This window comes from Oscillospiraceae bacterium (assembly GCA_015068645.1).
In the GTDB taxonomy this organism is placed as follows: Bacteria; Bacillota; Clostridia; order UMGS1840; family UMGS1840; genus SIG452.
On sequence record SVKD01000010.1, the window covers coordinates 56,479 to 81,996 of the forward strand.

The window sequence follows — 25,518 nt, forward strand, 5'->3', positions numbered from 1 at the left end:
CTTTGGATTATTTTGATTTTGTACATTTGATGGTTGAGGCAATTCGGTAAAAAAAAGACAAATGAAAATCATTCGAGCTCAGCATGAGCATTACATAGTGCGCTCGTATTGTATATCATATGAAAGGTGTAAAAATATGTTGAAACGTTTTGTTGCTTTTATATTGTGTACCCTGATGTTGTTAGCGTGTGGTGGTTGTAAGAACCATGAGGAAGTTGCATCAACAACCTCTGATGCAACAGAAAAAAGCACTCCAACATCTACTCCAATGTCAACTCTAACTCCAACTCCAACTGTAGAACCAACGCCCACACTAACTCCGTTTCCTACGCCGGCCCCGGAAGAGCAACTAGAAGAGATTCTTTCCAATCAATATGCATCCTGGGAAGAGGCTTATGGTTATTTTTTTGAAAATAATCCTTATAAAGAGGAAAGATGTCGCTATCATTTAGTTGATTTGGATTTTGATGACACTCCTGAATTGCTTGTTGGCCATAATATGGGGTCAGGTCTGTTTTCTTTGCTCGAAGATGCATTTACTTTTAAAAATGGAGAAATGATAAAATTAAATTATGGTGAAAATGTAGAATTGAGTTTTGGTACATATGAGATCTATGTTGATAAAAATAATAAAAGGCATATTGTATGCGAGTATTTTTGTAGACTTTCACCGGAAGAATATAGAACCAAAGATGTTGAAATGATATTTGCTGATAATACGATTTCTGTTGAAGAATTATTTAAGGTTGAGGAGAAATATGATCAATCCGTTGGCGATATGGTTTTTACTTATTACAGAAATATATCCGGAAATATGACACAGATATCGGAGTCATCTTATGAAAATCGTATGAATATATATTATCCGGATTGGAATAAAGAGGGAGAATGTAAGTTGGGGAGAGATGGATGTGCAGGAGATAGTGTCTTTGATATAACAGAGTTATTGAATTCCTATAACAGCAGTCAACTTGATTAAACCAACGAATGTCAACAGAATTATCCTCAAGATGGATTTATCACTTTTTCACAAAAATAAAGTGGAAAAGAAGGAAGAATTTTTCTAACTGAAAGCCCAAAAAAATGGAAAAAATTTCTTGACAAATAAAGCGTAAAAAATTATAATAGAAATAGAGCGAAAAAAGCTCAAAAGAAAGGGTGAATAAAAATGGTAATCGGTACTACAAAAGAAATTAAAAATCATGAGTATCGTGTAGGGTTAATTCCCGATAATGCGGCAGTATTAGTGAAGGACGGTCACACCGTTTATGTGGAAACAAACGCCGGAGCAGGTGTTGGTTTTACGGATGAGATGTACGCCGCCGCCGGTGCCACTATCTTAAAAACCCCCGGTGAAGTCTTTGAAAAATGCGAAATGATTATCAAAGTAAAAGAACCGGAAGAATGTGAATACAAATACTTAAGAGAAGGTCAGATTTTATATACTTATCTGCATATTGCTCCTAATCCCGCTTTAGGAAATGCACTGTTAGAAAGCGGTGTAAAAGCAGTTGCTTATGAAACCATCACCGATAAAGACGGAAATCTTCCTTGCCTTCGTCCTATGAGCCAGATTGCAGGCAGATTAAGTATTCAGGAAGGTGCAAAATACTTAGAAAAATGCTTTGGCGGTCGCGGTATCTTGTTAGGCGGTGTTCCCGGTGTGGAACGCGGTAAAATCGCTATCATTGGTGGCGGTATCGCAGGTACTTATGCAGCAAAAGCAGCTGTGGGCAGTGATGCTCAGGTTACTTTATTAGATGTAAACTTAAATCGTCTGTCTTACCTGGAAGATGTGTTTGGTGCATCTGTTACCACCTTGTATTCCAACGAAGCAAACATCAGAAAAGTGTTGCAGGAAGCAGATCTGGTAATCGGTTCTGTACTGATTCCCGGTGGAAAAACTCCCAAACTGATTCGGAAAGAACACTTAAAACTGATGAAAAAAGGTGCGGTTATCGTGGATATCGCAATCGACCAGGGCGGTTGTTGCGAAACTTCTCACGTTACCACCCACGAAAATCCTGTATTTATTGAAGAAGGAATCGTGCATTACTGTGTGGGTAATATGCCCGGCGCAGTGCCTTACACTTCTACCATGGCATTATCCAATGCAACCTTCCCCTATGCAAGAATGATTGCGAATATGGGCTTGGAAGCAGCTATCAAAAAAGATGCAGGCTTAATGAATGGTGTGAATGTGTATGCACATAAATGTACCAACGAAAACGTTGCCAAAAGTTTAGGTTACGATTTTGTTGATGTAAAAGAATTGATCTAAGAAAATATGAAATTAAAAATGACAATACTGTAACAAGTATTGTCATTTTTTTATTGTTGTGTTAGAATAAACAGAAAGAAATACTATCCTATCGATATACAAGGAGAAATTATTATGTATAAAAAATTAGCAGACTTAAAAACGCAAACGAAATTAAATGCCCAAGGCAAAGAAAAAATGTTAAAAACCAATTTTGCGGATTTTGACGGTTGGGATCCGAGAATTCGTCTTTATTCTCTGGTGCAGATACAGCCCGGGGAAGAAGTGGAGTACCATATGCACGTGGGAGAAAGTGAAACTTTTGTGTTTTTGTCGGGCAAAGGGATTTATAATGATAACGGAACCAATGTGGATATCACTCCCGGTATGGTAAGCTTCACTCCCTCCGGTCAGGGACACGGCGTGAAAAACACCGGCGATGAAGTGCTGTCTTTGATTGCTTTGATTTTGGTGGATTAAAAAGAGCGTTCATCCAAGAAAGAGAGAACCCTATGGAATTTGGTGAAAAATTACAGGAGCTCAGAAAGAAAAAAGGATTGACTCAGGAAGAATTGGCAGACAAGCTTTATGTTTCCCGTACTGCTGTTTCCAAGTGGGAATCAGGACGTGGATACCCGAATATTGAATCCTTAAAAGCAATTGCCAAATTTTTTTCGGTGACAATTGATGTGTTGCTATCCGGTGATGAAGTTTTAACGATTGCCGAAGAAGATTGCAAACAACAAGAACATTATTTTAAAAGTCTGATATTCGGATTATTGGATATCAGTAGTATCATTTTCTTTTTTCTGCCGTTTTTCGGACAAACTGTCAACGGAAGGATTCAGGAAGTTTCGCTAATATCTTTACAGGGAATTGCACCGTATTTAAAATATATTTATGGTGTTTTGGTGATTGGTATCGTCGGATATGGAATTCTGACATTAGTGCTTCAAAATTTTCATAAGCTATTCTGGGTAAAATATAAAGATAAAATATCTCTGGTATTAAGCATTGTTGCAACACTATTATTTATTGTAAGCTCCCAACCCTACGCAGCAACTTTGATGTTTATCTTTCTGATTCTAAAGGCATTTATGCTGATAAAACGCTAATGACACGAAACGTATCAAACCTGTGACAAAGCGTTTCTTGCTATTTTTGGTACCTTCTTATAAACTGTGTTTTGACGAACGTCAAATTCAAAAAAGGAAGGTATTAGAAAATGAAAAAAATGAACAGAAAACACAAAAATTATTTGTGCATCAGTGCGGGCTTACTGCTGCTGTTTCTTATTTGGACGGTTGCACTTTGCTTTGTTGATGTGTGCCAAATCGGACCAAAGGGGACAAGCGTCGGCTTTGCAACGGTGAATCAGGCTGTTCACGACCTCACAGGAGTACATTTGTGGCTATATGTTTTAACAGACTGGTTGGGACTTGTGCCTGTGTTTTTGATGATGGGATTTGGCTTGCTTGGATTGATACAATGGACGAAAAGAAAAAAACTTTTGAAAGTGGATGCCGACATTTTGGTGCTTGGTATTTTTTATGTGATTGTGTTGGCGTTGTATCTTTTCTTTGAAGCATTCATTATCAATTACAGACCGATTCTTATCAACAATTATCTGGAAGCATCCTATCCCTCGTCCACAACTTTATTGGTGTTGTGTGTGATGCCCACGGCGATACTGCAGTTTCATCAGCGTATCAGAAGTGTGGCACTAAGATGGTGGGTGAACGGTTTTCTTGTTGCCTTTACCGTGTTTATGGTATTGGGAAGACTAGTCTCGGGCGTGCATTGGCTTTCTGATATTATTGGGGGTGCAATGCTTAGCGGCGGTTTGGTAATGCTTTATGTATTTGTGTGTTTGAAAGGAGATTAAAAATGAGTAAACCGGTGAATGAAGAACTTTTGCGTTCCGGCAAAATCTTGTTATATTTAAAAGACCAATTTTTAAAAAATCGAAGCAAAGAAACCTTGTTTCCATTATTAAACTGCTTGAGAGATTCCAAAGTGATTGTTCCGGTCAGTATGATGATGAGTAAAAAAGATGCAGAAAAATTCGAAAATTCCAAAGCAGGAGACAAAGTAACCGCATCTGATCCCATCCGATTCAGACCGGATATCTTAAAAAAGGGAGAAAAATGCTTTTTACCGATTTTCTCTAATAAAGAACAGATTCCCAAGGATTACAGAGAAAATTTTTCCACAATTTCCGTGACGGTTCTGCAATGCCTTGAAATGGCGAAAAAGAATGAGAAAATTTGCGGTTTGGTATTGGATGCCTATACCAAACCTGTGGTTTTAGAATATCCTGTGGCAGACTTGATTCCAAAATTTAAAAGCAAATTGCAATAAGTATTGATCCTATGAAAAATGAAACGATTCAAAAAGATTTGCTTTTGATGGGAGAAGAAAGCTACCGTGAGTTCAGTGCAAAACTGATGCCCACGGTGGAGAAAGAAACCGTTATCGGCATCCGTGTTCCCATTTTGCGAGCATATGCAAAAAGTTTGGAAGATTACGAAACTTTTTTTAAAAATCTTCCTCATCGGTATTTTGAAGAAAACAACCTCCACGCTTTTTTGATAGAACGGGAACGTGATTTTGATTGTTGTATCAAAAAACTGGAAGCGTTTTTACCCTATGTGAATAACTGGGCAACTTGCGACGGGATGAATCCCAAGGTGCTGAAAAAAGAGCCTGAAAAGCTCCTTCTGTATATCCAAAAATGGATTACTTCTAAAGAAACCTATATCGTTCGTTATGCCATTAATTTACTGATGAGCTACTACTTGGACGAACATTTTCAACTCGAATACTTAAAAATGGTATGTAATGTTCAATCCGATGAATATTACATCAATATGATGCGTGCTTGGTATTTTGCCACCGCGCTGGCCAAGCAGTATGAGGCAACGTTGCCATACCTGCAAAATCATCTGTTGGATGAATGGACACACAATAAAACCATCCAAAAAGCAGTGGAAAGCTATCGGATTTCCAATGAGCAAAAAACGTATTTCAGAACATTAAGAAGAAAAGGTGGGAAGTCCCTATGAAAAAATTGTTGTGTTTACGGTGCGAAACCCAAATGCAATACAGCGGAACCAGAAAAATTCAGTTGGGTGAAACCGGCTGGGTGCTTGGGGATTTGCCCAATTTATTGGCAGGGTCGATGGAAGTGGATATCTATTCCTGTCCCCAATGCGGAAAAATTGAATTTTATCATAGCGAACAGACAGAAAGCGGAATTGCTAAAATTCGGTGTCCTAAGTGCGGTCAGAAGCACGAGTGTGACGATCCCAAATGTCCTTTCTGCGGACACCGTTATTAAAAATTGTAAAGGAATTACATCATGTCATACATCTTAAGCGGACTTGGACTGGCGGTGCTGATTGTGGCATCGTTAATCAAAGGTGAAACTATCAAAAAAACATTATACCTGGTGTTGGCAGGAAATCTTTTAGTGGCAACCAGTTATTTGTTTACCGATAACGGGATAAATGGTGCGGTTTCCAGCTATATCGGAAGCATTCAGGCACTCATTAACCTTTTTTACGCCAAAAAGAACAAAAATATTCCCGTATGGTTGCTTGTGATTTATGCCCTATCTTTTATTGCGGCAAACTTTGCAGTGCTGGAGAATGCAATCGGTGTGATTGCGTTACTTGCCACTCTTTGCTTTGTGGGATGTGTGTCTTCCAAAACGGGGAAGGGATACCGCATCTGGCAGGCGGCAAATAACCTGCTTTGGATTTTGTATGATATTTTGTCGGCATCGTATGGACCGCTTGTGACTCACACCGTATTATGTGTTTTTACAGTAGCGGGAATTTTATGGAATGATTGCAGAAAAACAAAAAAGGAGATTCTATAATATGAAAATCTATATTGTCCGTCACGGCGACCCCGATTATTCTATTGATTCCTTAACCGAAAAAGGTTGGCGGGAAGCTGAATTACTGTCTGAGCGCATGAAAAATACGCCCATAGACGATTTTTACTGTTCTCCTTTGGGCAGAGCAAAAGATACATTGAAACCGACCATTGAAAAAACGGGCAAAACTTTTGAAATTTTGTCTTGGTTACGTGAATTTGAAGGCAGAAAAGAGGGAAGTATTCCAGGGCATAGCAGAGTAACCTGGGACATACCGCCGTCCTTATGGTGCAATGAGCCTAAGTTTTACACCTTTGACAAATGGCAGGAAACTCCCTGGATGACAGAAAGCACTGCACCCTCAGCATATCCAGAAGTAAAAGAGGGAATTGACGAACTTTTGTCTCGTTACGGTTGGATTCGTGAGGGAATGGTGTACCGTGGCGGAGAAGACAAATCCATCGCACTCTTCTGTCATTTTGGTTTGGGTAGTCTTCTGATGGCGTATCTGTTGGGAATTCCGCCTGTGGTGGCGCAAAACAGTTTCTTTCTGGCACCCACCTCGGTGACCACATTGGTTAGTGAAACTGACGGAGAAGGGTACTCCCATTTTCGTGCTACAGGAGTGGGAGATATTTCTCATTTGTATATGGGCGGGGAACCCATGTCGGAATCAGGTCTCTATCCCAACTTTGGAAAATAGACAAAAGAAGGAGCAAAGGAGCAAAGAAAATGAAAATATCAGTATTAGATGTAAAAACCTTAGGCAATGATTTAGACTTTTCTGGGATTCATAAGCTCGGTGATGTTACCGTATATGATTTGACCACCCAGGAGCAGGCAATTGAAAGAATCGCCGATGCCGAAGTGTTGATTTTAAATAAGGTAAAACTTACAAAAGAAAATCTTCCTTTTGCAAAAAAACTGAAACTGGTTTGTATTACCGCTACAGGCTTTGACAATGTGGATTTAGACTATTGCAAAGAACACGGCATTGCCGTTTGTAACGTGGTGGGATATTCCACCGACAGCGTGGTGCAGTTAACCGTGTCGATGGCGTTTTCTTTGGCAACCAAACTGCTTACCTATGATAAGTTTGTGAAATCAGGCGACTATACTAATTGTGGTGTGTTCAATCGTGTGGAACCTGTGTTTCGTGAAATGTCTGCACTCACCTGGGGTGTGGTTGGATTAGGAAGTATTGGCGGCAAAGTGGCAAGTATTGCCAAAACAATGGGTTGCCGTGTGTTGGCATATAAACGCACACCCGTGGAAGAATATGAATGTGTGGATATGGATACTTTATGTAAGGAAAGTGACATCATCACTGTGCATACCCCTTTAAATGACGGCACCTATCATCTGATTAACGAAAAACGTCTGTCTCAGATGAAAGACGGTGTGGTATTGGTGAATGTTGCCCGTGGTGCGGTGTTTGATGAAGAAGCGGTAACCAATGCAGTGTTAAACGGAAAAATCGGCGGACTTGGGGTAGATGTGTATTCTACCGAACCAATGCAACAAGACAGCCCCTATCAAAAGCTTTTAAACCGTGACGATGTCATTTTTACGCCTCATATGGCGTGGGGAGCATACGATGCCCGTCAGCGTTGTATTGACGAAATTGAAGCAAATATCAAAAGTTTTACAGAGGGCGGCAAAAGAAGCCGTTTGGTATAGTTTGACATACAAAAAAGCTCGGTTTATGGCAAATTGTACGAAAAAACAGATTTGATTTATGTAAATTTTGTTTTCTATTGACAAATAATATGAAAAGTGGTATAATATACGGTAGTATCGGTAGATGCTACCGTATATTTATTGTTAAAAAATATGAAATAAATTTTTTGCTTTTTGTATTCTTTTGTTGAATAGACATTAATAAGAGAATCAATTTCAAAAAACAAGCAAAGGAGACAAGTTCAATATGGCGAAAAAAATGATGACTATGGACGGAAATCAGGCTGCGGCATATGCTTCTTATGCGTTTACCGAAGTAGCAGGGATTTATCCGATTACCCCGTCCTCCCCGATGGCAGAAAATGTTGACCAGTGGTCCGCAAAAGGCCAGAAAAACATTTTCGGCAACGAAGTAAAAGTTGTAGAACTCCAGTCTGAAGCAGGTGCTGCAGGTACCGTGCACGGTTCCTTGCAGGCAGGTGCGTTAACCACCACCTATACCGCTTCTCAGGGTCTTCTTTTAATGATTCCCAATATGTATAAAATTGCAGGGGAACTCCTGCCTTGCGTATTCCATGTATCTGCAAGAGCATTGGCTTCCCACGCATTATCTATTTTCGGTGACCATTCCGACGTAATGGCTTGCCGTCAGACAGGGTTTGCCATGTTAGCGGCAAACAGCGTTCAGGAAGTGATGGACTTAGGTGCCGTGGCACATTTAACCACCATTAAATCCAGAGTACCTTTCCTGCATTTCTTCGACGGTTTCAGAACTTCTCACGAAATTCAGAAAATCGAAGTATTGGATTACGAAGATTTGAAAAAACTGACCGATTTAGATGCTGTAAAAGCATTTAAAGAAAGAAGCTTAAATCCTGATGCTCCCGTTCTTCGCGGTACTGCACAGAATCCCGACATTTTCTTCCAGGCAAGAGAAGCTTGTAACGGCTATTACGATGCAGTTCCCGAAATCTGCCAGAACTATATGAAAGAAATTTCTAAATTAACCGGCAGAAACTATGATTTGTTCAATTACTATGGTGCAGCTGATGCAGAACGTATCATCATCGCTATGGGTTCCGTTTGTGATGCGGCGGAAGAAGTAATCGACTACCTGACCGCTAAGGGCGAAAAAGTCGGCTTATTAAAAGTTCGTCTGTACAGACCCTTCTCCGTAAAACATTTCTTAGGTGCGATTCCTGCAACTGTGAAGAAAATTGCCGTATTAGACAGAACCAAAGAACCCGGTTCCTTAGGCGAACCCTTATATTTGGATGTTTGTGCTGCTTATGCAAGTGCAGCGAACAAACCCTTAATCGTTGGCGGCAGATACGGTTTAGGTTCCAAAGACACTTATCCCGAACAGCTAATCGCAGTTTTAGATAACTTAAATCAGGCAGAACCCAAAAACAATTTCACCATCGGTATCAACGATGATGTTACCCATCTGTCTTTACCCGATGCAGCTCCTGTTGACGTGGCTCCCGAGGGAACCATCAGCTGTAAATTCTGGGGTCTTGGCGCAGACGGTACCGTTGGTGCAAATAAAAACTCCATCAAAATTATCGGTGACCATACCGATATGTATGCTCAGGCATATTTCTCCTATGACTCCAAGAAATCCGGTGGTATCACCGTTTCTCACTTAAGATTCGGTCACACTCCCATCCGTTCCACTTATCTGATTAAGAAAGCGGACTTCCTGGCTTGTCATAAAGCTTCCTATATCAACCAGTATGATATGTTGGCAGATGTGAAAGAAAACGGCACATTCCTGCTGAATACCCATTGGACCGATGAAGAAATTATGGCAAACTTACCTGCCAACGTAAAACGTCACTTAGCACAGAAGAAGATTAAATTCTTTGCAATTGACGCAGTTTCTTTAGCAAAAGAAATCGGCTTGGGCGGCAGAATCAACACCATCATGCAGGCAGCATTCTTTAAGCTGGCAAACGTGATGGATATTGATGATGCAGTTTCTTATATGAAGGAAGCTATCAAAAAGTCCTACGGTAAAAAAGGTGACGATATCGTTAATATGAATAATGCCGCAGTGGATGCAGGTGTAGAAAAAGTAAGAGAAATCACTGTTCCCTCTGATTGGGCTAACGCTACCGACGATGTGAAAGCAGACAAAGAAACCAATGCTCCCGCATTTGTAAAAGACGTGGTGGAAGTAATCAACAATCAGGAAGGTGACAAATTACCTGTTTCTGCATTCAAAGGCAGAGAAGACGGTACCTTCCCCCAGGGCACTTCCAAATACGAAAAACGCGGTATCGCAGTGGACGTTCCCGAATGGATTCCTGAAAACTGTATCCAGTGTAATCAGTGCTCCTATGTTTGTCCGCACGCGGCAATCAGACCCTTCTTGTTAACCGAAGAAGAAAAAGCCAACGCTCCCGAAGGTTTTGTAACCAAAAAAGGTTTAAAACCCTACGATAATTACGAATTTAAAATCCAGGTAACCACTTTGGATTGTACCGGTTGTGGCGTTTGTGCCAACAACTGTCCTGCCAAAGTGAAAGCTCTGGTAATGAAACCCTTAGAAACTCAGGTGGAAAAAGAAGTTCCCAACTGGAACTATGCAATTTCCTTACCCGAAAAGAAAAACCCCATGAACAAAGACACCGTAAAAGGTTCTCAGTTTGAAGTGCCTTATCTGGAATTCTCCGGTGCTTGTGCAGGTTGTGGGGAAACTCCCTATGCAAAACTGATGACTCAGTTATATGGTGATCGAATGATGATTGCCAATGCGACCGGTTGTTCCTCCATCTGGGCAGGTTCCGCTCCGGCAATGCCCTACACCACCAATCAGAAAGGTCAGGGTCCTGCTTGGGCAAACTCCTTATTTGAAGATAACGCAGAATTCGGTTTCGGTATGTACACCGCTTGTGAAACCGCAAGAAATGCAATCTTAGCAAAAGTAAAAGAAGTCATCGAAAACACCAAAAATGATGACGTAAAAGCAGCAGCTACCGCTTGGGTAGACGGCTTTGATGACGGCGAAAACACCCGTGCATTATCCGATGCATTGGTTGCAGCATTAGAAGCTTGTGACTGCGATTGCGACAACAAGAAATATATCTTGGAAAACAAACGTGACCTGATCAAAAAATCTCAGTGGATTTTAGGTGGTGACGGTTGGGCATACGATATTGGCTTCGGCGGTTTAGACCATGTGTTAGCTTCCGGTAAAGATATCAATGTTCTGGTATTTGATACCGAAGTTTATTCCAATACCGGCGGTCAGGCATCCAAATCTACTCCTATCGGTGCAGTTGCTCAGTTTGCGGCATCCGGTAAGAAAGTGAAGAAAAAAGACCTTGGTATGATTGCTATGAGCTATGGCTATGTATATGTAGCTCAGGTTGCAATGGGTGCAAGTCAGGCACAGACCTTAAAAGCATTTAGAGAAGCTGAAAAACATAAAGGTCCGTCCATCATCATCGCTTACGCTCCCTGTATCAACCACGGTATCAAAGGCGGCCTATCCGGTGCTCAGATGCAGGAAAAGAAAGCTGTGGAATGCGGCTACTGGCACTTATACAGATACAATCCCGCATTAAAAGATGAAGGCAAAAACCCCTTCACCTTAGATTCCAAAGCTCCCACCGCTTCCTTCCAGGAATTCCTGCAGACCGAAGTTCGTTACACTTCCTTGCAGCGAGCATTCCCCGAAGAAGCAAAAGAATTGTTTGAAGCGGCGGAAGCTGCAGCGAAGGATAGATATCAGTCTTACCTCGACAAAGCTGGAATGTAGGCTTGATAAAACGCGCCTAATGGATGAACCTCATCGCTCGGCGTACACTCGGTACGCCTTCGGATAACCCCTACGGGTTCGGTTTCTCCATTATCCATCGTTTTCTCTGCGCCTGTCCAATAGAGTAAAATTTTAAAAGGGTTCAACCCCATGGTTGAACCCTTTTTGTTTGTATCTGTTGCATTTTCAAAAAAAGAGTGGTATAATAACAAAAAAGAATATTATTTTTTTGTCCTGACTTGATATAAACCTATAAAGACTGTCGAATGTAGTTTGAAAGGAGTTGTATATATGAAAAAATGGGTAGCTTTAATTCTAGGAACAATAATTTACTTTTTGTTGAGCGTTTTACTTGATTTTCTTTTTTATAATTCTGTTAACTTGGTCAGAGAAATTGTAAGCGCTATTATATGGGCTCTGTTATTGATAACTTTATATGCACTAAAGATAATAAAACTTAAATAAGTTTGTATTAAATATCAGCTTTATACTGATAGCAAAAAAGACTGGCATCTAGATTATACAGTCTTTATATGAAGAGTGTTATCTTAATTTTACCAACCAACGAATAGCCTAAGGAGAAAATCTATGAAATATTCAAATAGTTTTGGAAAAAGAAGTTCCAAAATTTTGCTTGGCACTGCATATTTCGGGGATACCATACCCGAGGCGGAAGCGTTTGCCATTATGGACGCCTATTACGAAATGGGTGGCAGACATATTGATACCGCTCGCTTGTATGCCGATGGTGAGGCGGAAAAAGTGGTAGGGAAATGGTTAGTTTCCAGAAAACCTGCCGATATTTTTGTTTCCACCAAAGGTGGCTATTATGAACCTGATTTGGGTGAAAAACCTCGTATCAACGAGAAAGATATCCGTTATGATTTAGAACAGAGCTTATCTGCTTTAGGATTAGAAAATATTGAATTTTACTGGCTACATCGTGATGATGAGAATGTCCCTGTTTCCGAAATCATAGATTTGATGAATTCTTTGGTAAAAGAAGGGAAAATTAAACAGTTCGGAGCATCCAACTGGCGTTCGGAGCGTATCGGTGAGGCAAACAAATATGCCAAAGAAAAGGGATTTTTGGGATTTTCGGCAAGTCAGATTCGTTTTAATCCTGCCTATTGCATAGGAGAACGAGGGGGACTTGTGGGAATGGATGAGCACGAATTTTCCTTCTACAAAAACAACTCCATGCCCGTGGTGGCATATTCCTCTCAGGCAAAAGGATTCTTCTCCAAAATGGCAGAGCAGGGCGAGGAAGCCTTGTCCGAAAAAGCAAAAAAACGCTACTTATGTGACGAAAATTTAAGACGTTTGGAAATTATTAAAAAACTGGCTTCTGATTGTAATTGCAGTGTAGCATCAGTAGTTTGCGGACTTCTTTGTTCCATTCCCGAAGTGGATGTGTTTCCCGTCATCGGCGGACGAAACGTTTCACAGATTACAGATTCTATGAATGGGGCGGACATTACCATTCCATCCGATGCAATCAAATCTGTACTTGATTCAATCTACTAAGGAGTTTTGCTATGAAACAGGCAAAAATCATTGTATTATCAGGGCAATCCAACGCTGCAGGCGTGGGATATGTAAATTGTTTGCCACGGAGTTTTTCCGAGCAGAAAATCGAAGAATACCGCAGTGGTTATTCCAACATCAAACTGAACTATATTTCCTACGATTGTTTTAGCGACGGCTTTGTCACCACGAAAATCGACAAGGAAACCATTGGCCCTGAACTTGGCATTGCGGAATATCTTAGCGAACAGTATCCAAACGAAGAATTTTTCATCGTAAAATTTGCGGTGGGAAGCGCAAGTCTTCGTCACGATTTCTTGCCTCCCAAAAGAGGTGCCTTTTCTGAAATATATAAAAAAGAAAAACTGAAAGAAAATCATCTTCAAATGTATTTTCCGTTTAGAAAGGGAGAACCCACCAAAGTAGGTTGGTGTTATCGGGGACTTATCAGTTTGCTTCATCATAGTATTGAATTCTTAAAAGAAGAAGGCTATACCGCCGAAGTCATCGGTTTTTGCTGGATGCATGGGGAAAGCGACGCCTGTCTTATAGAACACGTGGAAAATTATCAAACGGATTTCGATTGTTTTGTTCACGATTTTCAAAACGAGTTTTCAGAGTACCTTCGTGATTGCATCTATGTGGATGCAGGGATTTCTGAAATCTGGCCTTGCTATCGTGAAATGAATACTTTTAAAAAAGAATATGCCGATACTCATAACCATTTCAGATATATTGATACCATCGAAAATGGCTTGACTACTCATTTGGAGCCTGTAAATGATCCCGACATTTATCATTATGACAGCGATTCTGTCATCAAGTTAGGCAGATTATTTGCCCAACAGATTATGGGCTAACTTGAGAAGGTTTCACCAAAACGGTGTAGTTTTTTGTGCCAAAATATTGTAATTTTAAAAAAAGAGTGGTATAATAAAATGATTGTTAATTGGCACAGATATTGGCGGTATCCAACATAACAGAAAGGAGAAATTTTGATGGACAATACGGTTCTTACTCATTCAAAAATCAGAAATAATTCTTTGGATTGTTTAAAGTGGATTTCTTCTTTTATGGTGGTGTGTATTCATTTCAGAAGTTACGGGGAGTTTGGTGAATTAGTTTCGGTTCTCTCCCGGTTTGCCGTTCCTGTTTTCTTTATGATATCAGGATATTATTCGGCTTCTGACAAACCGGATAAGTTAAAAACTAAAATAGTGCATATCTTAAAATTGTATTTTGGTGCGGTTTTATTATATCTTTGTTTTAATGTTTTGGTAAAAGTTTTGGCAGGACAATACAGAGAAACTATCTGGTATCTGTCAACCTATTTTAGAATTCGCTATCTTGTTCCGCTGCTTTTCTTTAATGAATCTGTTACCGCATTTCACTTGTGGTTTTTGGGGGCATTGATCTATGCATACGGAATTGAGTACCTTGTTACGAAATGGAACATAAAGGATAATATTTTGTATGTATTGGCAGGGGTTTTATTGATGATTCATCTGACCCTTGGGATTGGGCGTTCTGCGTTTGGTATAGAAGCACCTGCATTCTTAGTGAAAAATTATATGCTTCGAAACGTTTGGTTGATGGGATTTCCTCTGTTTACGTTTGGGAAACTTATCAGAAAAAAGAAAACTGAAATTTTAAAAAAGGTTACTGCCGGTGTAATCGGTGTTTTTATTGTAATCAGTATCGCAGAAGCCTTTTTGTTGCATCAGATTGATTGGTCTAAAGACTTGTATTTGGGATCAGTATTATTGGCATTTTCCTTGTTTATTCTGGCTTTGAAACTGAAGAACAGGTCTTATCCGTCTGCGCTGATTCGTTTATTTGCTACCGGTACGGATGTCTATGTGATTCACGTGATGATTGGAAATATTCTGGCTATGACAAAACTGGAAAATGTTTTGGTTTATCAGTATGGGAAACCGGTTATTATTTTTGCAGTATCTGTTGTAATATCGTTGGCGGTTCGAGGGAGATTCCGTTTGACATCGAAGCAGGTACGAGTGTAAACACTTTCGATATTTAAGATATACAATGTAAAATACTAGTAGTTTCATTATGACAAAAAAGGAGGGTTTCATTATGGATTGGAACAAATATCTTTATGATGAAAACGAAAAACCCTTAGACAGATTGGTAGAAGGATATAGTAATACCTCTGTGTTCCGTAAGGTGGCATTTGTGGGAGATAGCTTATCCTCAGGCGAATTTGAAACCCGTGACGCCGAAGGAAAAGCATATTATCACGATTTATATGAGTATTCTTGGGGACAATATATCGCAAGAAAGAACGGCTTTTTTGCTTATAATTTCTCCCGTGGCGGTATGACTGCGAAAGAATATATGGAAAGTTTTGCCGAAGCAAACGGTATGTGGGATAAAAGCAAAGCTTGTCAGGCATATGTGATTGCATTGGGTGTGAATGATATTATCAATCAGAATGTGGAAATCGGTAGTGTGGACGATATTGAGGATACCAATTACAAAAACAACAAACCCACCTTTGCAGGTTACTATGCACAAATCATTCAGCGCTACAAAAAAATTGCACCCGATGCGAAATTTTTCTTTGTCACCTTCCCGAAAAGCGGAAATCCTGCTGTTTTGGAAAAAACACAGGCAATGGTGAAACTGCTCTATGATTTAGCAGAGCATTTCAGTAATTCTTATGTTATCGACTTATTCCAATACGGACCCGTTTACGATAGCAAATTTGAGGAAAACTTCTATTTACACACCCATATGAACGCCAGTGGTTATATTCTGACCGCTCAGATGATTGATTCCTATATTGATTATATTGTGCGCCATAACCCCGAAGATTTCGCTAATATCGGCTTGGTGAATACCGGTATTCAGTATAAGTTTTAATCCTGACTTGACACGAGTAAAAATCTTGTCGAATAAGTTTGAATGATGCCAAATAGTGTTGAAAAATAAAATAAAAAGGAGTTGAGTATTATGGCAGAAAAGAAAGAAAAAAGATATGTGAGCGATAATGCTCAACTTATGGCAGAATGGAATTGGGAAAAGAACAATGAATTAAATTTCAATCCTAAAACATTAACTCTTGGTAGCGGGATGTCAGTTTGGTGGAAATGTGGTGAAGGTCATACATGGAAAGCTGCTATAAATAACCGAATTCGATGGTCTGGTTGCCCGTATTGTTCGAATAAAAAAGTATGGAAAGGATTTAATGATTTAAATTCTCAATGTAAGGCAAATAACAAAGAAAAACTTTTAAAAGAGTGGGTAGCAGATAGAAACAGTAAAGAACTAAACATTACTTCTGATTCAGTGCTATATGGCAGTAATAAATATGCCTGGTGGAAATGTTCTAGGTGTGGTTATGAATGGAAAGCAAAAATATATGCTAGAACGGGGAGAGGTGATGGATGCCCAAATTGCAGAAAGGAATTTAAAGTTTCTTTTAATGAGAAAATGATTTACTATTATGTACATAAGTATTTTAAAAATGCTGTGGAGAATTACACGGATTTTTCAAATAGTAAATTAGAGTTAGATATATATTTGTCTGATATCAAATTGGGTATTGAATATGACGGTCAATACTTTCATACCGATATTCAAAGAGATGAACAAAAAAATGAAATATGCAATTCTGAGGGGATTGATTTAGTCCGTATTAGAGAACCGAACTGTCCACAATTAAATGGTCAGTTTACAGAAATCAAATTGCATTCTTTAAAAGAGGATGACATAATTACAGCAGTAAAAGAACTTTTACATATCCTTAATAAAAAGTACTCGATGCACAATGAATTTGATATTGATTTAAATAGAGATAGAGGAGAAATTTATAATTTAATTGAGAGTAGAGAAAAAGAAAATTCATTATTAAAATTGTATCCGGAAATTGCAAAAGAATGGCATCCAATAAAAAATGGAAGTCTTTTACCTGAAAATGTAAGATATGCAAGTGGCAAAAAAGTATGGTGGCTATGTAGTAAATGTAGTAACGAGTGGGTAATGACGGTTAATCAAAGAGCATTGAGAGGACAAGGATGTCCTGAATGCGGAAAAATAAAAAGAATGACATCCTTTAATAAAAATATAGTAAAGGAAAGAGGTTCATTGGTACAGCATCACCCTGAATTGCTTGTCGATTGGAATTATGAAAAAAATTCAATAAATCCTAATGATGTGTCAAATGCAAGCAATAAAAAAGTATGTTGGAAATGTAATGTTTGTGGACATGAATGGTGTGCCGAAATACAGAGCAGAACAATTGGCGGAAATGGTTGCCCAAATTGCAGGAATATAAAATTTGGATTAAAAAGAAAAACTCCGATAAAAGGTAATAGTTTTGCTGAAATGTATCCGGAACTTCTAAGTGCCTGGGATTATGAAAAAAATTTATTATCACCATATGAATATACCTCTAAGAGTAACCAAATAGTTATGTGGAAATGTTTGAGTTGTGGTAAGAGTTATGAAAGTAAAATTAGTTATAAAGTGACCAACTACGAAAAAAGTGGATATATTGATTGCATTTCGTGCAATAAAAAGAAATCTTGGGTTAAAAGAAAACAAAGCGAAAAGAGAGGTATGTAAGGTGAGGAATAGAAGAGAGTACTGTACTTGTAATGATTGTTCGTCTGTTTACATTGACGATGATGAATGGGGAGTTTGGGATGTATGTAAAAAGTGTGGTAAGATAGTCGAGGATTCATACAAAGCATATAATCACTACGATGGCGAAGATCATATTGATGATCCCTACGATGCTGATTAAATACAATTTAAAAGATTAGTTTGCCGATTTATAATATTTACATATACTATTGGATGCGAGAAAATCCAGTATTCTCGCTGGTTCTAGAGAAAAGTGGTAAAGGAAAAATAGTTGAATAAATAGGGAAAAGTTAGTAGGTCCATATTATGCCTTGGCATAACAAGGTTCTCCGAAATATAGAAATCTTTGATTTCGTGATGTTTCGTGATGGTTCTTATTATTCACTGTTCTCCTGACTTGACACGAACTTTTTGGGAAAGAATTATTGAAAATTTAGCGATATCAGAGGAAAAGGAAAATGGAATTTGTAAAAAAGTATGGAATAAACACTATAAAATGGGTGCTTTTTAGTATTCTGTTGGGAATTTTGGGTGGACTTTTGGGGTCTTTGTTTCATATCAGTGTGGACTTTGTGACCGAACAGAGAGAGCACCACGGTTGGTTTCTTTACTTATTGCCCATTGGCGGATTACTCATTGCGGCGATGTATCATCGGTTTCGTAATCACGGAAATATTGATACCAAACGAGTGTTTTCTGCGGTGAAAGAACAAAAAGATGTTCCCCTTGTGATGATTCCGCTGATATTCGTAGGAACTGTTATCACCCACGCTTTTGGCGGTTCTGCAGGTCGTGAGGGAGCAGCGCTCCAGCTGGGCGGCAGTATGGGTTACAATGTGGGGAATGCTTTAAAACAAGACGAAAACGAAAAAAAACTGATGGTAATGGCAGGGATGAGCAGTGTGTTTTCTGCATTGTTCGGAACGCCTTTCACTGCGGCGATTTTTTCGGTTGAGGTGACACGTCAGGGAAGATGGAAGTTTAGCGGACTACTCCCTTGTGTGATTGCATCTTTGGTGGCATTCTTTGTTGCACAGCTTTGCGGTGTGGCACCCGTACGGTTTTTGATGCCTCATTTTACATACAACTACCATTTAATCTGGCAGGTGCTTTTATTAGCAGTGTTATGTGCGGCGGTGTGCATTCTTTTTGCACTAGCTCTTCATAAAACAGAACACTTTGGTAAGAAACTAATAAAAAATCCCCATCTTCGGGCACCCATTGGCGGTTTTTTGATTATCGGGCTTACCTTATTGGTTGGCACAACGGCTTACAACGGGGCAGGGATGGGAGTCATTACAACTGCCATTTCGGGAACCGCAAACTATGAGGCGTTCCTTTTCAAAATTCTCTTTACTGCGATCACGGTTGCCGCAGGTTTTAAAGGGGGCGAAATTGTTCCCACCTTCTTTATCGGCGCAACCTTTGGTTGTGTGGCAGGTTCTCTTTTGGGGCTGCCTGCAGGAGTGGGTGCCAGCCTTGGATTTGTGGCACTCTTTTCGGGGATGACCAAATGTCCTGTTGCCGCATTTTTATTGGCAATGGAAGTGTTTGACATCGGCGGAATCGCACTGTTTATTCCCGTGGTGATAATCACTTGGTTACTGTCCGGCAAATTCGGATTATATAATGAATAACAAACAGAAAAAAGGTCAACCATTGCGGTTGACCTTTTTTTAATGCTTTAATTTTTTAAGAAAACATAGCCGTTGAAATTACAGTAGGATACCACATCGTTTTCAAGTTCTACTGAAAAATGCAGGAAATACAACGACACATTTTCGTTTACTTTGTATAGTTCCATTTCGTGCTGGTTGGCACCATATTGGTTGTATAGTTCTTGTGCCAGTTCTTCTACGTTGATTTCGTATTGCTGTCCGTTATGTTCCAATGATAAAACATCGTTGCTGTTCATTTTAATCATCTGATCATAAGCTGAAATATCGACAGTTTTTTTCGTTTCATACGAGCAGTATTGGAAAGTGCTAAAATTATTGTTTGCATATCGTTCAAATCCGAAAATTTCAGAAAATTCTTTATTGGAATCGGGAATAAAATCGGGCGTTTTTTTTGCACTATATCGCAGATAGTGGTAAGAACTGCGGATAGTCTCTTGGTCTTCTTCACTGACATTGTCATTCGGAACCACGATGCCGTCTTTTATCATATCATTTTTTAAAAGCGCATTTTTTAAGATAGCAGTCTGGCTTGCAACGGGCATATCAATCACATTAAAAGGTGTCACAGTCACCAATAAGACAATGATGCCGGAGGCAAGTGCGATTTTATTGATATGTTTCGGTTTGATAATGGTGGCGCCGATAAACAGAATACTGATGACAATCAGCACCAAAGATATGGTTCTGGGAGTGGTGAGACCGTATGCATTGATTCTCTCAAACACAGCAATCGCCTGCATTATGAGAACAGGAATCAAAAAATATCCGCCGTATCTGACAAACAGTGTGGCAAGTTTTTCTTTGTATTGCTGCACGCTCATCACAAAGAAAATAAAGAAGAGGGAAGCAAAAGAAGCAAACCAGTTGATTTCCCCCACAGGCATATGCCAGGTAACTACGATTTTGGCCAGATATACCAGCAAAATAGCAATAAGCAGGATGTATAATGGTAAGCCTGCATATAACACAAAGGTTTTAAAAATTTTGGATTGAGATGATGGTGTGTCCTTTTTGGGAATAAAGGAGAGGAAAATGTTCGGATAACCGATTGTCCACACAAATAAGAGCACAATGGCGTACACCTTATAAATGTTATCAAAATTGAATAACAAGGCTTGGAATGCTCCGATACAGGTGGAAAGTCCTCCCGATAGTACACTACATACCGCAGATGAAAAAACAGAAGCTGCGATAAGCTTGGCAAACACACTTTCACGATGTTCGCCACGCATTAACACAAAGAAGATAAAGCAAACCAGGGCAATCATAACACCTGCGTATGCCATAGCCGTGTAGAGCGATTGGTAATATGTATGAATCAGAATGAAGCTAAGGATTGCGGCAAGGGTACACACAATGGCTTGAATCAAAATGCTTAATTTTTCAAACAGGTATTCCTGCACGCTTTTTAAAAGAACCGAAAATAGAGCAGTCAAGCCGAATGCCATACATAAGGGAATGATGACATCATCGGCATAGGTTTCGAATAAAATTTCATAAGCTGCCGTCAGAAACAGGAGTACCGTGCAGATAAATGCAATGAAATAACGGGAAATTCCGTTTTTCACTCCGTTAAAAAAGTTGGTGAAGAATTGGCGCAGTTTCATGAAAACACATCCTTTCTACACTTTTATTGTAGCATGAATACATTTTATTTGCAAGATGTTTTGGCAAAATGCCAATCTGAACAAAAAATCCCGTATGGAATTTCCATACGGGATTTTTGAGACACTTTTTTAATCTTGGCAATCTTACAAATTAACCGTTGATTGCTGCGTTGTATTTTTTTGCAACGCTGGATTTTTTTCTGGAAGCAGTGTTCTTTTTCAGAATACCTTTGGTGCAAGCCATATCGATGGTTTTCACGGTGTTCTGGAACACTTCTGCTAAGTTGGAAGCTTTGTTTTCACAAGCAGCTTCGAAAGTTTTTAAAGTGGTTTTTAAGTTAGATTTGATCATCTGGTTCTGCAGAGTTTTGGTTGCAATAACTTTTACTCTTTTTTCAGCGGATTTGATGTTAGGCATTTCAAAAATACTCCTTTTCTTAAAATTAAGTTTTATAAGTATTATTTGAGTCAGAGGTTGCAGCCAAGAACGACTTGGCATTGCACTCAAATAGTATTACCAATTTAACCTTTAGTATTATAATGAATAATTTTGAACTTGTCAAGTCTTTTTTGTCAAAAAGTTCACAAATTTTGTAAAAAAATTTTTGAGACGTCAAATCATTATAAAAAATTCATTGGATTCTTTCAAAAAGCACTTGCAATTTTTTCTATAATAGTATATAATCAATAATAGCGTATTATGTCCGAAAGGAGAGAATTATCTTGAAGATTTTGGGGCTTGTGATTTTAGCAATGGGCGCTGCATTTTGTTTTCTGGCAGAAAAACTGACTGTGTGGATAACAAAAAAAGCGGCAACCGATTCCAAAATTCTTACCAATAAACTATGGGGATTACTCATTGCTGCTGTTGGGATGATTGTTCTCTTCGCTTTCTAATATGAGAATTTTACACGAAAGGTGATAATAATATGAGAAAAGAACTTTCCAAAACCTACGATCCTTCCTCCGTGGAAGACCGTATTTACAAAACCTGGGAGGAAAAAGGGTATTTCCATGCGGAACCCGATTCCAAAAAAGAACCCTATACCATCGTGATTCCGCCTCCGAACGTAACCGGTCAGCTTCACATGGGACACGCCTTGGATGAAACCTTGCAGGATATTTTAATTCGTTATAAAAGAATGAAGGGCTTTTCTGCACTGTGGCTTCCCGGCACCGACCACGCAGGGATTGCAACTCAGATTAAGGTGGAAGAAGCGCTCCGCGTAAACGAAGGATTAACTCGTTATGACTTAGGAAGAGACGAGTTTATTAAACGTGTTTGGGACTGGAAAGAAAAATTCGGCGACAGAATTATTCATCAGTTAAAAAAATTAGGTTCTTCCTGTGACTGGGAAAGAGAACGCTTCACCATGGATGAAGGTTGCTCCAAAGCGGTCAAAGAAGTGTTTGTAAACTTATATGAAAAAGGTTTGATTTATAAGGGCAACAGAATTATCAACTGGTGTCCCCATTGTATTACCGCATTATCTGATGCAGAAGTGGAATATACCGAACAGCAGGGTCATTTCTGGCACATTAAGTATCCTGTGAAGGATTCTGACGAATTTGTGATTATTGCAACCACCCGTCCCGAAACCTTATTGGGTGATACTGCAGTTGCCGTGCATCCCGAAGATGAAAGATATGCGCACTTGGTCGGCAAAATGCTGGTACTGCCCTTGGTTGGCAGAGAAATTCCCGTGGTTGCCGATGAATATGTGGAAAAAGATTTCGGAACCGGTTGTGTAAAAATCACTCCCGCTCATGACCCCAACGACTTTGAAGTGGGGCAGCGTCATAACTTAGAAGTGATTAAAGTGATGAACGATGATGCCACCATCAATCACTACGGCGGAAAATACGAAGGTATGGACCGTTATGAAGCAAGAAAAGCAATGATTGAAGACTTGCAGGCGCAAGGCTTACTGGTAAAAATTGAAGAACACGCACACAATGTGGGTCAGTGTTACCGTTGCGGTACCACTGTGGAACCCATCACTTCCAGCCAGTGGTTTGTAAAAATGGAACCCTTAGCAAAAGAAGCAATCCGTGTGGTAAAAGACGGCACCATTCAGTTTGTGCCGGACCGTTTCTCCAAAACCTATTTAAACTGGATGGAAAACGTACATGACTGGTGTATTTCCCGTCAGTTATGGTGGGGACACAGAATCCCTGCATACTACTGTGAAGCCTGTGGCGAAATGGTGGTTGCAAAAGAAGATGTGCATACCTGTCCCAAATGTGGCGGTAAGATGAAGCAGGAAGAAGACGTTTTGGATACCTGGTTCTCTTCTGCATTGTGGCCTTTCTCCACGTTAGGTTGGCCCGATAACACCGAAGAATTAAAATATTTCTATCCCACCAGCGTTTTGGTAACCGGTTATGATATTATTTTCTTCTGGGTTGCAAGAATGATTTTCTCCGGTATGGAACATATGGGAGAAGCTCCCTTTAAACACGTGTTTATTCACGGCATCGTTCGTGACTCTCAGGGCAGAAAAATGTCCAAATCTTTAGGAAACGGTATTGACCCCTTGGAAATCATCGACCAGTATGGTGCCGATGCATTAAGATTCACCTTAGCAACCGGGAACTCTCCCGGAAACGATATGCGTTTCTACACCGAACGTGTGGAAGCATCCCGTAACTTTGCAAACAAAATCTGGAATGCATCCCGTTTCGTTTTAATGAATCTGACCATTGATAAAATCGAACTGGATTTAAACACCTTAGAACCCGAAGACAAATGGATTTTATCCAAATTTAATGCGTTAGCAAAAGACGTTAACGAAAATTTAGATAAATTTGAACTGGGTATGGCAGTTTCCAAACTGTATGATTTCATTTGGAATGTGTACTGTGACTGGTATATTGAAATGGTGAAACCCCGCTTAATGGCAGGAGAAGACAAGGCTGCTCAGAATGTGTTATGCTATGTTATGAGCGGATTCTTAAAATTACTCCATCCCTTTATGCCCTTTATCACTGAAGAAATTTTCCAGGCGTTACCCGTGGAAGATGAAAGCATCATGATTGCTTCCTTCCCCGAATATCAGGAAGCATTAAACTTCGCTGATGAAGAAGCAAAAGTGGAAAGCTATATTGAATTAATCACTTCCGTAAGAAATGCAAGAAGCGAAATGAATGTTCCTCCCAAGAACAAAACCAAACTCTATGTGTTAACCGAGGACAAAGACTTTGTTTCTTCTTGCTCTGAATTCTTGACCAAGCTGACCTATTCTTCTGAAATGATTCTGGTGGATTCCAAGGAAGCGTTAACCGAAAAATCCGTAAACGTGGTTGGTCAGGGCATTGAAGTGATGATTCCGTTGGCAGAACTGATTGATAAAGATAAAGAATTAGCTCGTTTAACCAAGGAAAAAGAATTCTTGTTAAAAGAATTGGACTTAGTTCGCAGTAAGCTGAACAACAAAGGTTTTGTGGACAAAGCTCCCGAAAAACTGGTGCAGGCAGAAAAAGCGAAAGAACAGTCCTTCTTAGAAAAACTGGCTAAAGTGGAAGAAAGCTTAAATGAATTATAAAATTCAGGATATTTTAGCAAAAAACGATCTGATTTTGGCACCCATGGCAGGTGTTACCGATTTGGCATACCGTGAAATTGCAAGGGAGCAGGGGGCTACCCTTGCAGTTTCCGAAATGATTAGTGCCAAGGCGCTGACCTATCGGGATAAACATACCTACGATTTGTTAAAAACTTCTTCCCAAGATACACCACTTTCGGTGCAGTTATTCGGTCACGAACCTGATGTGCTATCCGAAGCGGTAAAACAAATTTGTGATATGGGCTTTTCTATGATAGACTTAAACTCAGGTTGCCCTGCGCCGAAAATCGTGAAAAACGGTGACGGTTCTGCTTTAATGCAAAATCCAAAACTGCTTTTTGAGATTGTATCCGCTATGCGAAAAGCCACCGATTTGCCCTTAAGCGTAAAGCTTCGTGTCGGCTTTGATAGTGAACATAAAAACGTGGTGGAATGTGCCAGACTTTGCGAAGAAGCAGGTGCCGATTATCTTGCCGTTCACGGAAGAACCCGTGAAATGCAGTATTCCGGCGTGGCAGATTTGTCCTATATCAAAGCGGTAAAGGATGCGGTGCAAATTCCTGTTATCGGAAACGGTGACGTGTGCGATCAAGAAAGCTATCTTCGGATGAAAAAAGAAACCGGTTGTGACGGCGTGATGATTGGTCGTGCCGCTTTGGGAAATCCTTTTGTGTTTGATTTGGTGAAAAATCCCGACCGTGTGATTTCAAAAGAAGAAAAAATGGATGTGCTGTACCGTCAGATTGAAAAAATGTGTGCCACCAAAAAGAATGCCATCAAAGAAGCAAGATGCCATATTTTGTGGTATTTAAAAGGGTTTCACAATGCCAAACCTTATAAATTAAAGGTGGCAAGTCTTCTCACCTTAGAAGATGTGAAAACCTATATTGATGAGATTTTGGCAGATCATAGTGTGTATTAAAAAAGTCCGTCTGAATTAAC

Annotated in this window: 23 protein-coding genes; 21 read left to right on the plus strand and 2 right to left on the minus strand. The window is 39.6% G+C overall.

The annotated features are described in order from the left end of the window. Positions 1-136: 136 nt before the first annotated feature. The 19 genes from E7413_05795 to E7413_05885 all read left to right on the plus strand — a co-directional run bounded on the left by E7413_05795 (position 137) and on the right by E7413_05885 (position 19,361). Complete coding sequence (locus E7413_05795; protein ID MBE7019369.1) at positions 137-979, plus strand: hypothetical protein; 843 nt, start codon at positions 137-139, stop codon at positions 977-979. A gap of 189 nt (positions 980-1,168) precedes the next feature. After that, on the plus strand, positions 1,169-2,281 hold the full coding sequence (ald, locus tag E7413_05800) for an alanine dehydrogenase (GenBank protein ID MBE7019370.1): 1,113 nt from the start codon (positions 1,169-1,171) through the stop codon (positions 2,279-2,281). A gap of 114 nt (positions 2,282-2,395) precedes the next feature. Next, entirely contained in the window at positions 2,396-2,740 is a 345-nt protein-coding gene (locus E7413_05805; protein ID MBE7019371.1) for a cupin domain-containing protein, read from the plus strand. A 32-nt stretch (positions 2,741-2,772) separates the two neighbouring features. After that, the gene (locus E7413_05810; protein MBE7019372.1) at positions 2,773-3,375 is read left to right on the plus strand and encodes a helix-turn-helix transcriptional regulator; all 603 of its coding nucleotides are present in this window, start codon (positions 2,773-2,775) and stop codon (positions 3,373-3,375) included. A gap of 119 nt (positions 3,376-3,494) precedes the next feature. After that, complete coding sequence (locus E7413_05815) at positions 3,495-4,145, plus strand: phosphatase PAP2 family protein (protein ID MBE7019373.1); 651 nt, start codon at positions 3,495-3,497, stop codon at positions 4,143-4,145. A 2-nt stretch (positions 4,146-4,147) separates the two neighbouring features. After that, positions 4,148-4,621, plus strand: a complete 474-nt coding sequence (locus E7413_05820; protein MBE7019374.1) for an SseB family protein — start codon at positions 4,148-4,150, stop codon at positions 4,619-4,621. Between the two features lie 11 nt (positions 4,622-4,632). Next, positions 4,633-5,325, plus strand: coding sequence for a DNA alkylation repair protein (locus tag E7413_05825; protein ID MBE7019375.1), 693 nt, complete (start codon positions 4,633-4,635; stop codon positions 5,323-5,325). After that, on the plus strand, positions 5,322-5,600 hold the full coding sequence (locus E7413_05830; GenBank protein MBE7019376.1) for a hypothetical protein: 279 nt from the start codon (positions 5,322-5,324) through the stop codon (positions 5,598-5,600). Before E7413_05825 ends, E7413_05830 begins: the two co-directional genes overlap by 4 nt. A gap of 21 nt (positions 5,601-5,621) precedes the next feature. Beyond that, positions 5,622-6,143, plus strand: coding sequence for a YgjV family protein (locus E7413_05835; GenBank protein MBE7019377.1), 522 nt, complete (start codon positions 5,622-5,624; stop codon positions 6,141-6,143). Beyond that, positions 6,109-6,846, plus strand: coding sequence for a histidine phosphatase family protein (locus E7413_05840; protein ID MBE7019378.1), 738 nt, complete (start codon positions 6,109-6,111; stop codon positions 6,844-6,846). The genes E7413_05835 and E7413_05840 overlap by 35 nt, the downstream gene beginning before the upstream one ends. 29 nt (positions 6,847-6,875) lie before the next feature. Continuing rightward, positions 6,876-7,823, plus strand: coding sequence for a hydroxyacid dehydrogenase (locus tag E7413_05845; GenBank protein MBE7019379.1), 948 nt, complete (start codon positions 6,876-6,878; stop codon positions 7,821-7,823). Positions 7,824-8,070: 247 nt separating this feature from the next. Further along, positions 8,071-11,589, plus strand: a complete 3,519-nt coding sequence (nifJ, locus tag E7413_05850; protein MBE7019380.1) for a pyruvate:ferredoxin (flavodoxin) oxidoreductase — start codon at positions 8,071-8,073, stop codon at positions 11,587-11,589. A gap of 588 nt (positions 11,590-12,177) precedes the next feature. Continuing rightward, entirely contained in the window at positions 12,178-13,116 is a 939-nt protein-coding gene (locus E7413_05855; GenBank protein ID MBE7019381.1) for an aldo/keto reductase, read from the plus strand. 11 nt (positions 13,117-13,127) lie between these two features. Beyond that, entirely contained in the window at positions 13,128-13,976 is an 849-nt protein-coding gene (locus E7413_05860; GenBank protein ID MBE7019382.1) for a sialate O-acetylesterase, read from the plus strand. A 138-nt stretch (positions 13,977-14,114) separates the two neighbouring features. Continuing rightward, positions 14,115-15,137 carry an acyltransferase gene (locus tag E7413_05865; protein MBE7019383.1) on the plus strand — a complete coding sequence of 341 codons (1,023 nt, stop codon included), beginning with the start codon at positions 14,115-14,117 and terminating at the stop codon, positions 15,135-15,137. A 49-nt stretch (positions 15,138-15,186) separates the two neighbouring features. Then, on the plus strand, positions 15,187-15,999 hold the full coding sequence (locus E7413_05870) for an SGNH/GDSL hydrolase family protein (GenBank protein MBE7019384.1): 813 nt from the start codon (positions 15,187-15,189) through the stop codon (positions 15,997-15,999). A 90-nt stretch (positions 16,000-16,089) separates the two neighbouring features. Continuing rightward, complete coding sequence (locus E7413_05875) at positions 16,090-17,703, plus strand: hypothetical protein (protein ID MBE7019385.1); 1,614 nt, start codon at positions 16,090-16,092, stop codon at positions 17,701-17,703. Position 17,704: 1 nt separating this feature from the next. After that, on the plus strand, positions 17,705-17,884 hold the full coding sequence (locus tag E7413_05880; GenBank protein MBE7019386.1) for a hypothetical protein: 180 nt from the start codon (positions 17,705-17,707) through the stop codon (positions 17,882-17,884). 298 nt (positions 17,885-18,182) lie between these two features. Continuing rightward, positions 18,183-19,361 carry a chloride channel protein gene (locus E7413_05885; protein MBE7019387.1) on the plus strand — a complete coding sequence of 393 codons (1,179 nt, stop codon included), beginning with the start codon at positions 18,183-18,185 and terminating at the stop codon, positions 19,359-19,361. A gap of 47 nt (positions 19,362-19,408) precedes the next feature. On the opposite strand, the gene E7413_05890 is transcribed toward E7413_05885, so the two are convergent. Both E7413_05890 and rpsT read right to left on the minus strand, forming a co-directional pair. Next, on the minus strand, positions 19,409-21,010 hold the full coding sequence (locus tag E7413_05890) for a DUF4153 domain-containing protein (GenBank protein MBE7019388.1): 1,602 nt from the start codon (positions 21,008-21,010) through the stop codon (positions 19,409-19,411). Positions 21,011-21,161: 151 nt separating this feature from the next. Further along, positions 21,162-21,428, minus strand: a complete 267-nt coding sequence (gene rpsT / locus E7413_05895; GenBank protein MBE7019389.1) for a 30S ribosomal protein S20 — start codon at positions 21,426-21,428, stop codon at positions 21,162-21,164. 511 nt (positions 21,429-21,939) lie between these two features. Between rpsT and E7413_05900 the strand changes: the two genes are divergently transcribed. Beyond that, on the plus strand, positions 21,940-24,555 hold the full coding sequence (locus tag E7413_05900; GenBank protein ID MBE7019390.1) for a valine--tRNA ligase: 2,616 nt from the start codon (positions 21,940-21,942) through the stop codon (positions 24,553-24,555). Then, positions 24,545-25,498, plus strand: coding sequence for a tRNA dihydrouridine synthase DusB (gene dusB, locus E7413_05905; protein MBE7019391.1), 954 nt, complete (start codon positions 24,545-24,547; stop codon positions 25,496-25,498). Before E7413_05900 ends, dusB begins: the two co-directional genes overlap by 11 nt. Positions 25,499-25,518 lie beyond the last annotated feature (20 nt).

Excerpts from the sequence above, each read along its gene's own strand:
- E7413_05840 (MBE7019378.1), top strand. The coding sequence starts at position 6,109 with ATGATTGCAGAAAAACAAAAAAGGAGATTCTATAATATGAAAATCTAT.
- E7413_05820 (MBE7019374.1), top strand. The coding sequence starts at position 4,148 with ATGAGTAAACCGGTGAATGAAGAACTTTTGCGTTCCGGCAAAATCTTG.
- E7413_05845 (MBE7019379.1), top strand. The coding sequence starts at position 6,876 with ATGAAAATATCAGTATTAGATGTAAAAACCTTAGGCAATGATTTAGAC.
- E7413_05855 (MBE7019381.1), top strand. The coding sequence starts at position 12,178 with ATGAAATATTCAAATAGTTTTGGAAAAAGAAGTTCCAAAATTTTGCTT.
- E7413_05900 (MBE7019390.1), top strand. The coding sequence starts at position 21,940 with ATGAGAAAAGAACTTTCCAAAACCTACGATCCTTCCTCCGTGGAAGAC.
- ald (MBE7019370.1), top strand. The coding sequence starts at position 1,169 with ATGGTAATCGGTACTACAAAAGAAATTAAAAATCATGAGTATCGTGTA.
- E7413_05815 (MBE7019373.1), top strand. The coding sequence starts at position 3,495 with ATGAACAGAAAACACAAAAATTATTTGTGCATCAGTGCGGGCTTACTG.
- E7413_05865 (MBE7019383.1), top strand. The coding sequence starts at position 14,115 with ATGGACAATACGGTTCTTACTCATTCAAAAATCAGAAATAATTCTTTG.
- E7413_05835 (MBE7019377.1), top strand. The coding sequence starts at position 5,622 with ATGTCATACATCTTAAGCGGACTTGGACTGGCGGTGCTGATTGTGGCA.
- rpsT (MBE7019389.1), bottom strand. The coding sequence starts at position 21,428 with ATGCCTAACATCAAATCCGCTGAAAAAAGAGTAAAAGTTATTGCAACC.
- E7413_05825 (MBE7019375.1), top strand. The coding sequence starts at position 4,633 with ATGAAAAATGAAACGATTCAAAAAGATTTGCTTTTGATGGGAGAAGAA.
- E7413_05830 (MBE7019376.1), top strand. The coding sequence starts at position 5,322 with ATGAAAAAATTGTTGTGTTTACGGTGCGAAACCCAAATGCAATACAGC.
- E7413_05795 (MBE7019369.1), top strand. The coding sequence starts at position 137 with ATGTTGAAACGTTTTGTTGCTTTTATATTGTGTACCCTGATGTTGTTA.
- nifJ (MBE7019380.1), top strand. The coding sequence starts at position 8,071 with ATGGCGAAAAAAATGATGACTATGGACGGAAATCAGGCTGCGGCATAT.
- dusB (MBE7019391.1), top strand. The coding sequence starts at position 24,545 with ATGAATTATAAAATTCAGGATATTTTAGCAAAAAACGATCTGATTTTG.
- E7413_05890 (MBE7019388.1), bottom strand. The coding sequence starts at position 21,010 with ATGAAACTGCGCCAATTCTTCACCAACTTTTTTAACGGAGTGAAAAAC.
- E7413_05885 (MBE7019387.1), top strand. The coding sequence starts at position 18,183 with ATGGAATTTGTAAAAAAGTATGGAATAAACACTATAAAATGGGTGCTT.
- E7413_05870 (MBE7019384.1), top strand. The coding sequence starts at position 15,187 with ATGACAAAAAAGGAGGGTTTCATTATGGATTGGAACAAATATCTTTAT.
- E7413_05860 (MBE7019382.1), top strand. The coding sequence starts at position 13,128 with ATGAAACAGGCAAAAATCATTGTATTATCAGGGCAATCCAACGCTGCA.
- E7413_05805 (MBE7019371.1), top strand. The coding sequence starts at position 2,396 with ATGTATAAAAAATTAGCAGACTTAAAAACGCAAACGAAATTAAATGCC.
- E7413_05810 (MBE7019372.1), top strand. The coding sequence starts at position 2,773 with ATGGAATTTGGTGAAAAATTACAGGAGCTCAGAAAGAAAAAAGGATTG.
- E7413_05875 (MBE7019385.1), top strand. The coding sequence starts at position 16,090 with ATGGCAGAAAAGAAAGAAAAAAGATATGTGAGCGATAATGCTCAACTT.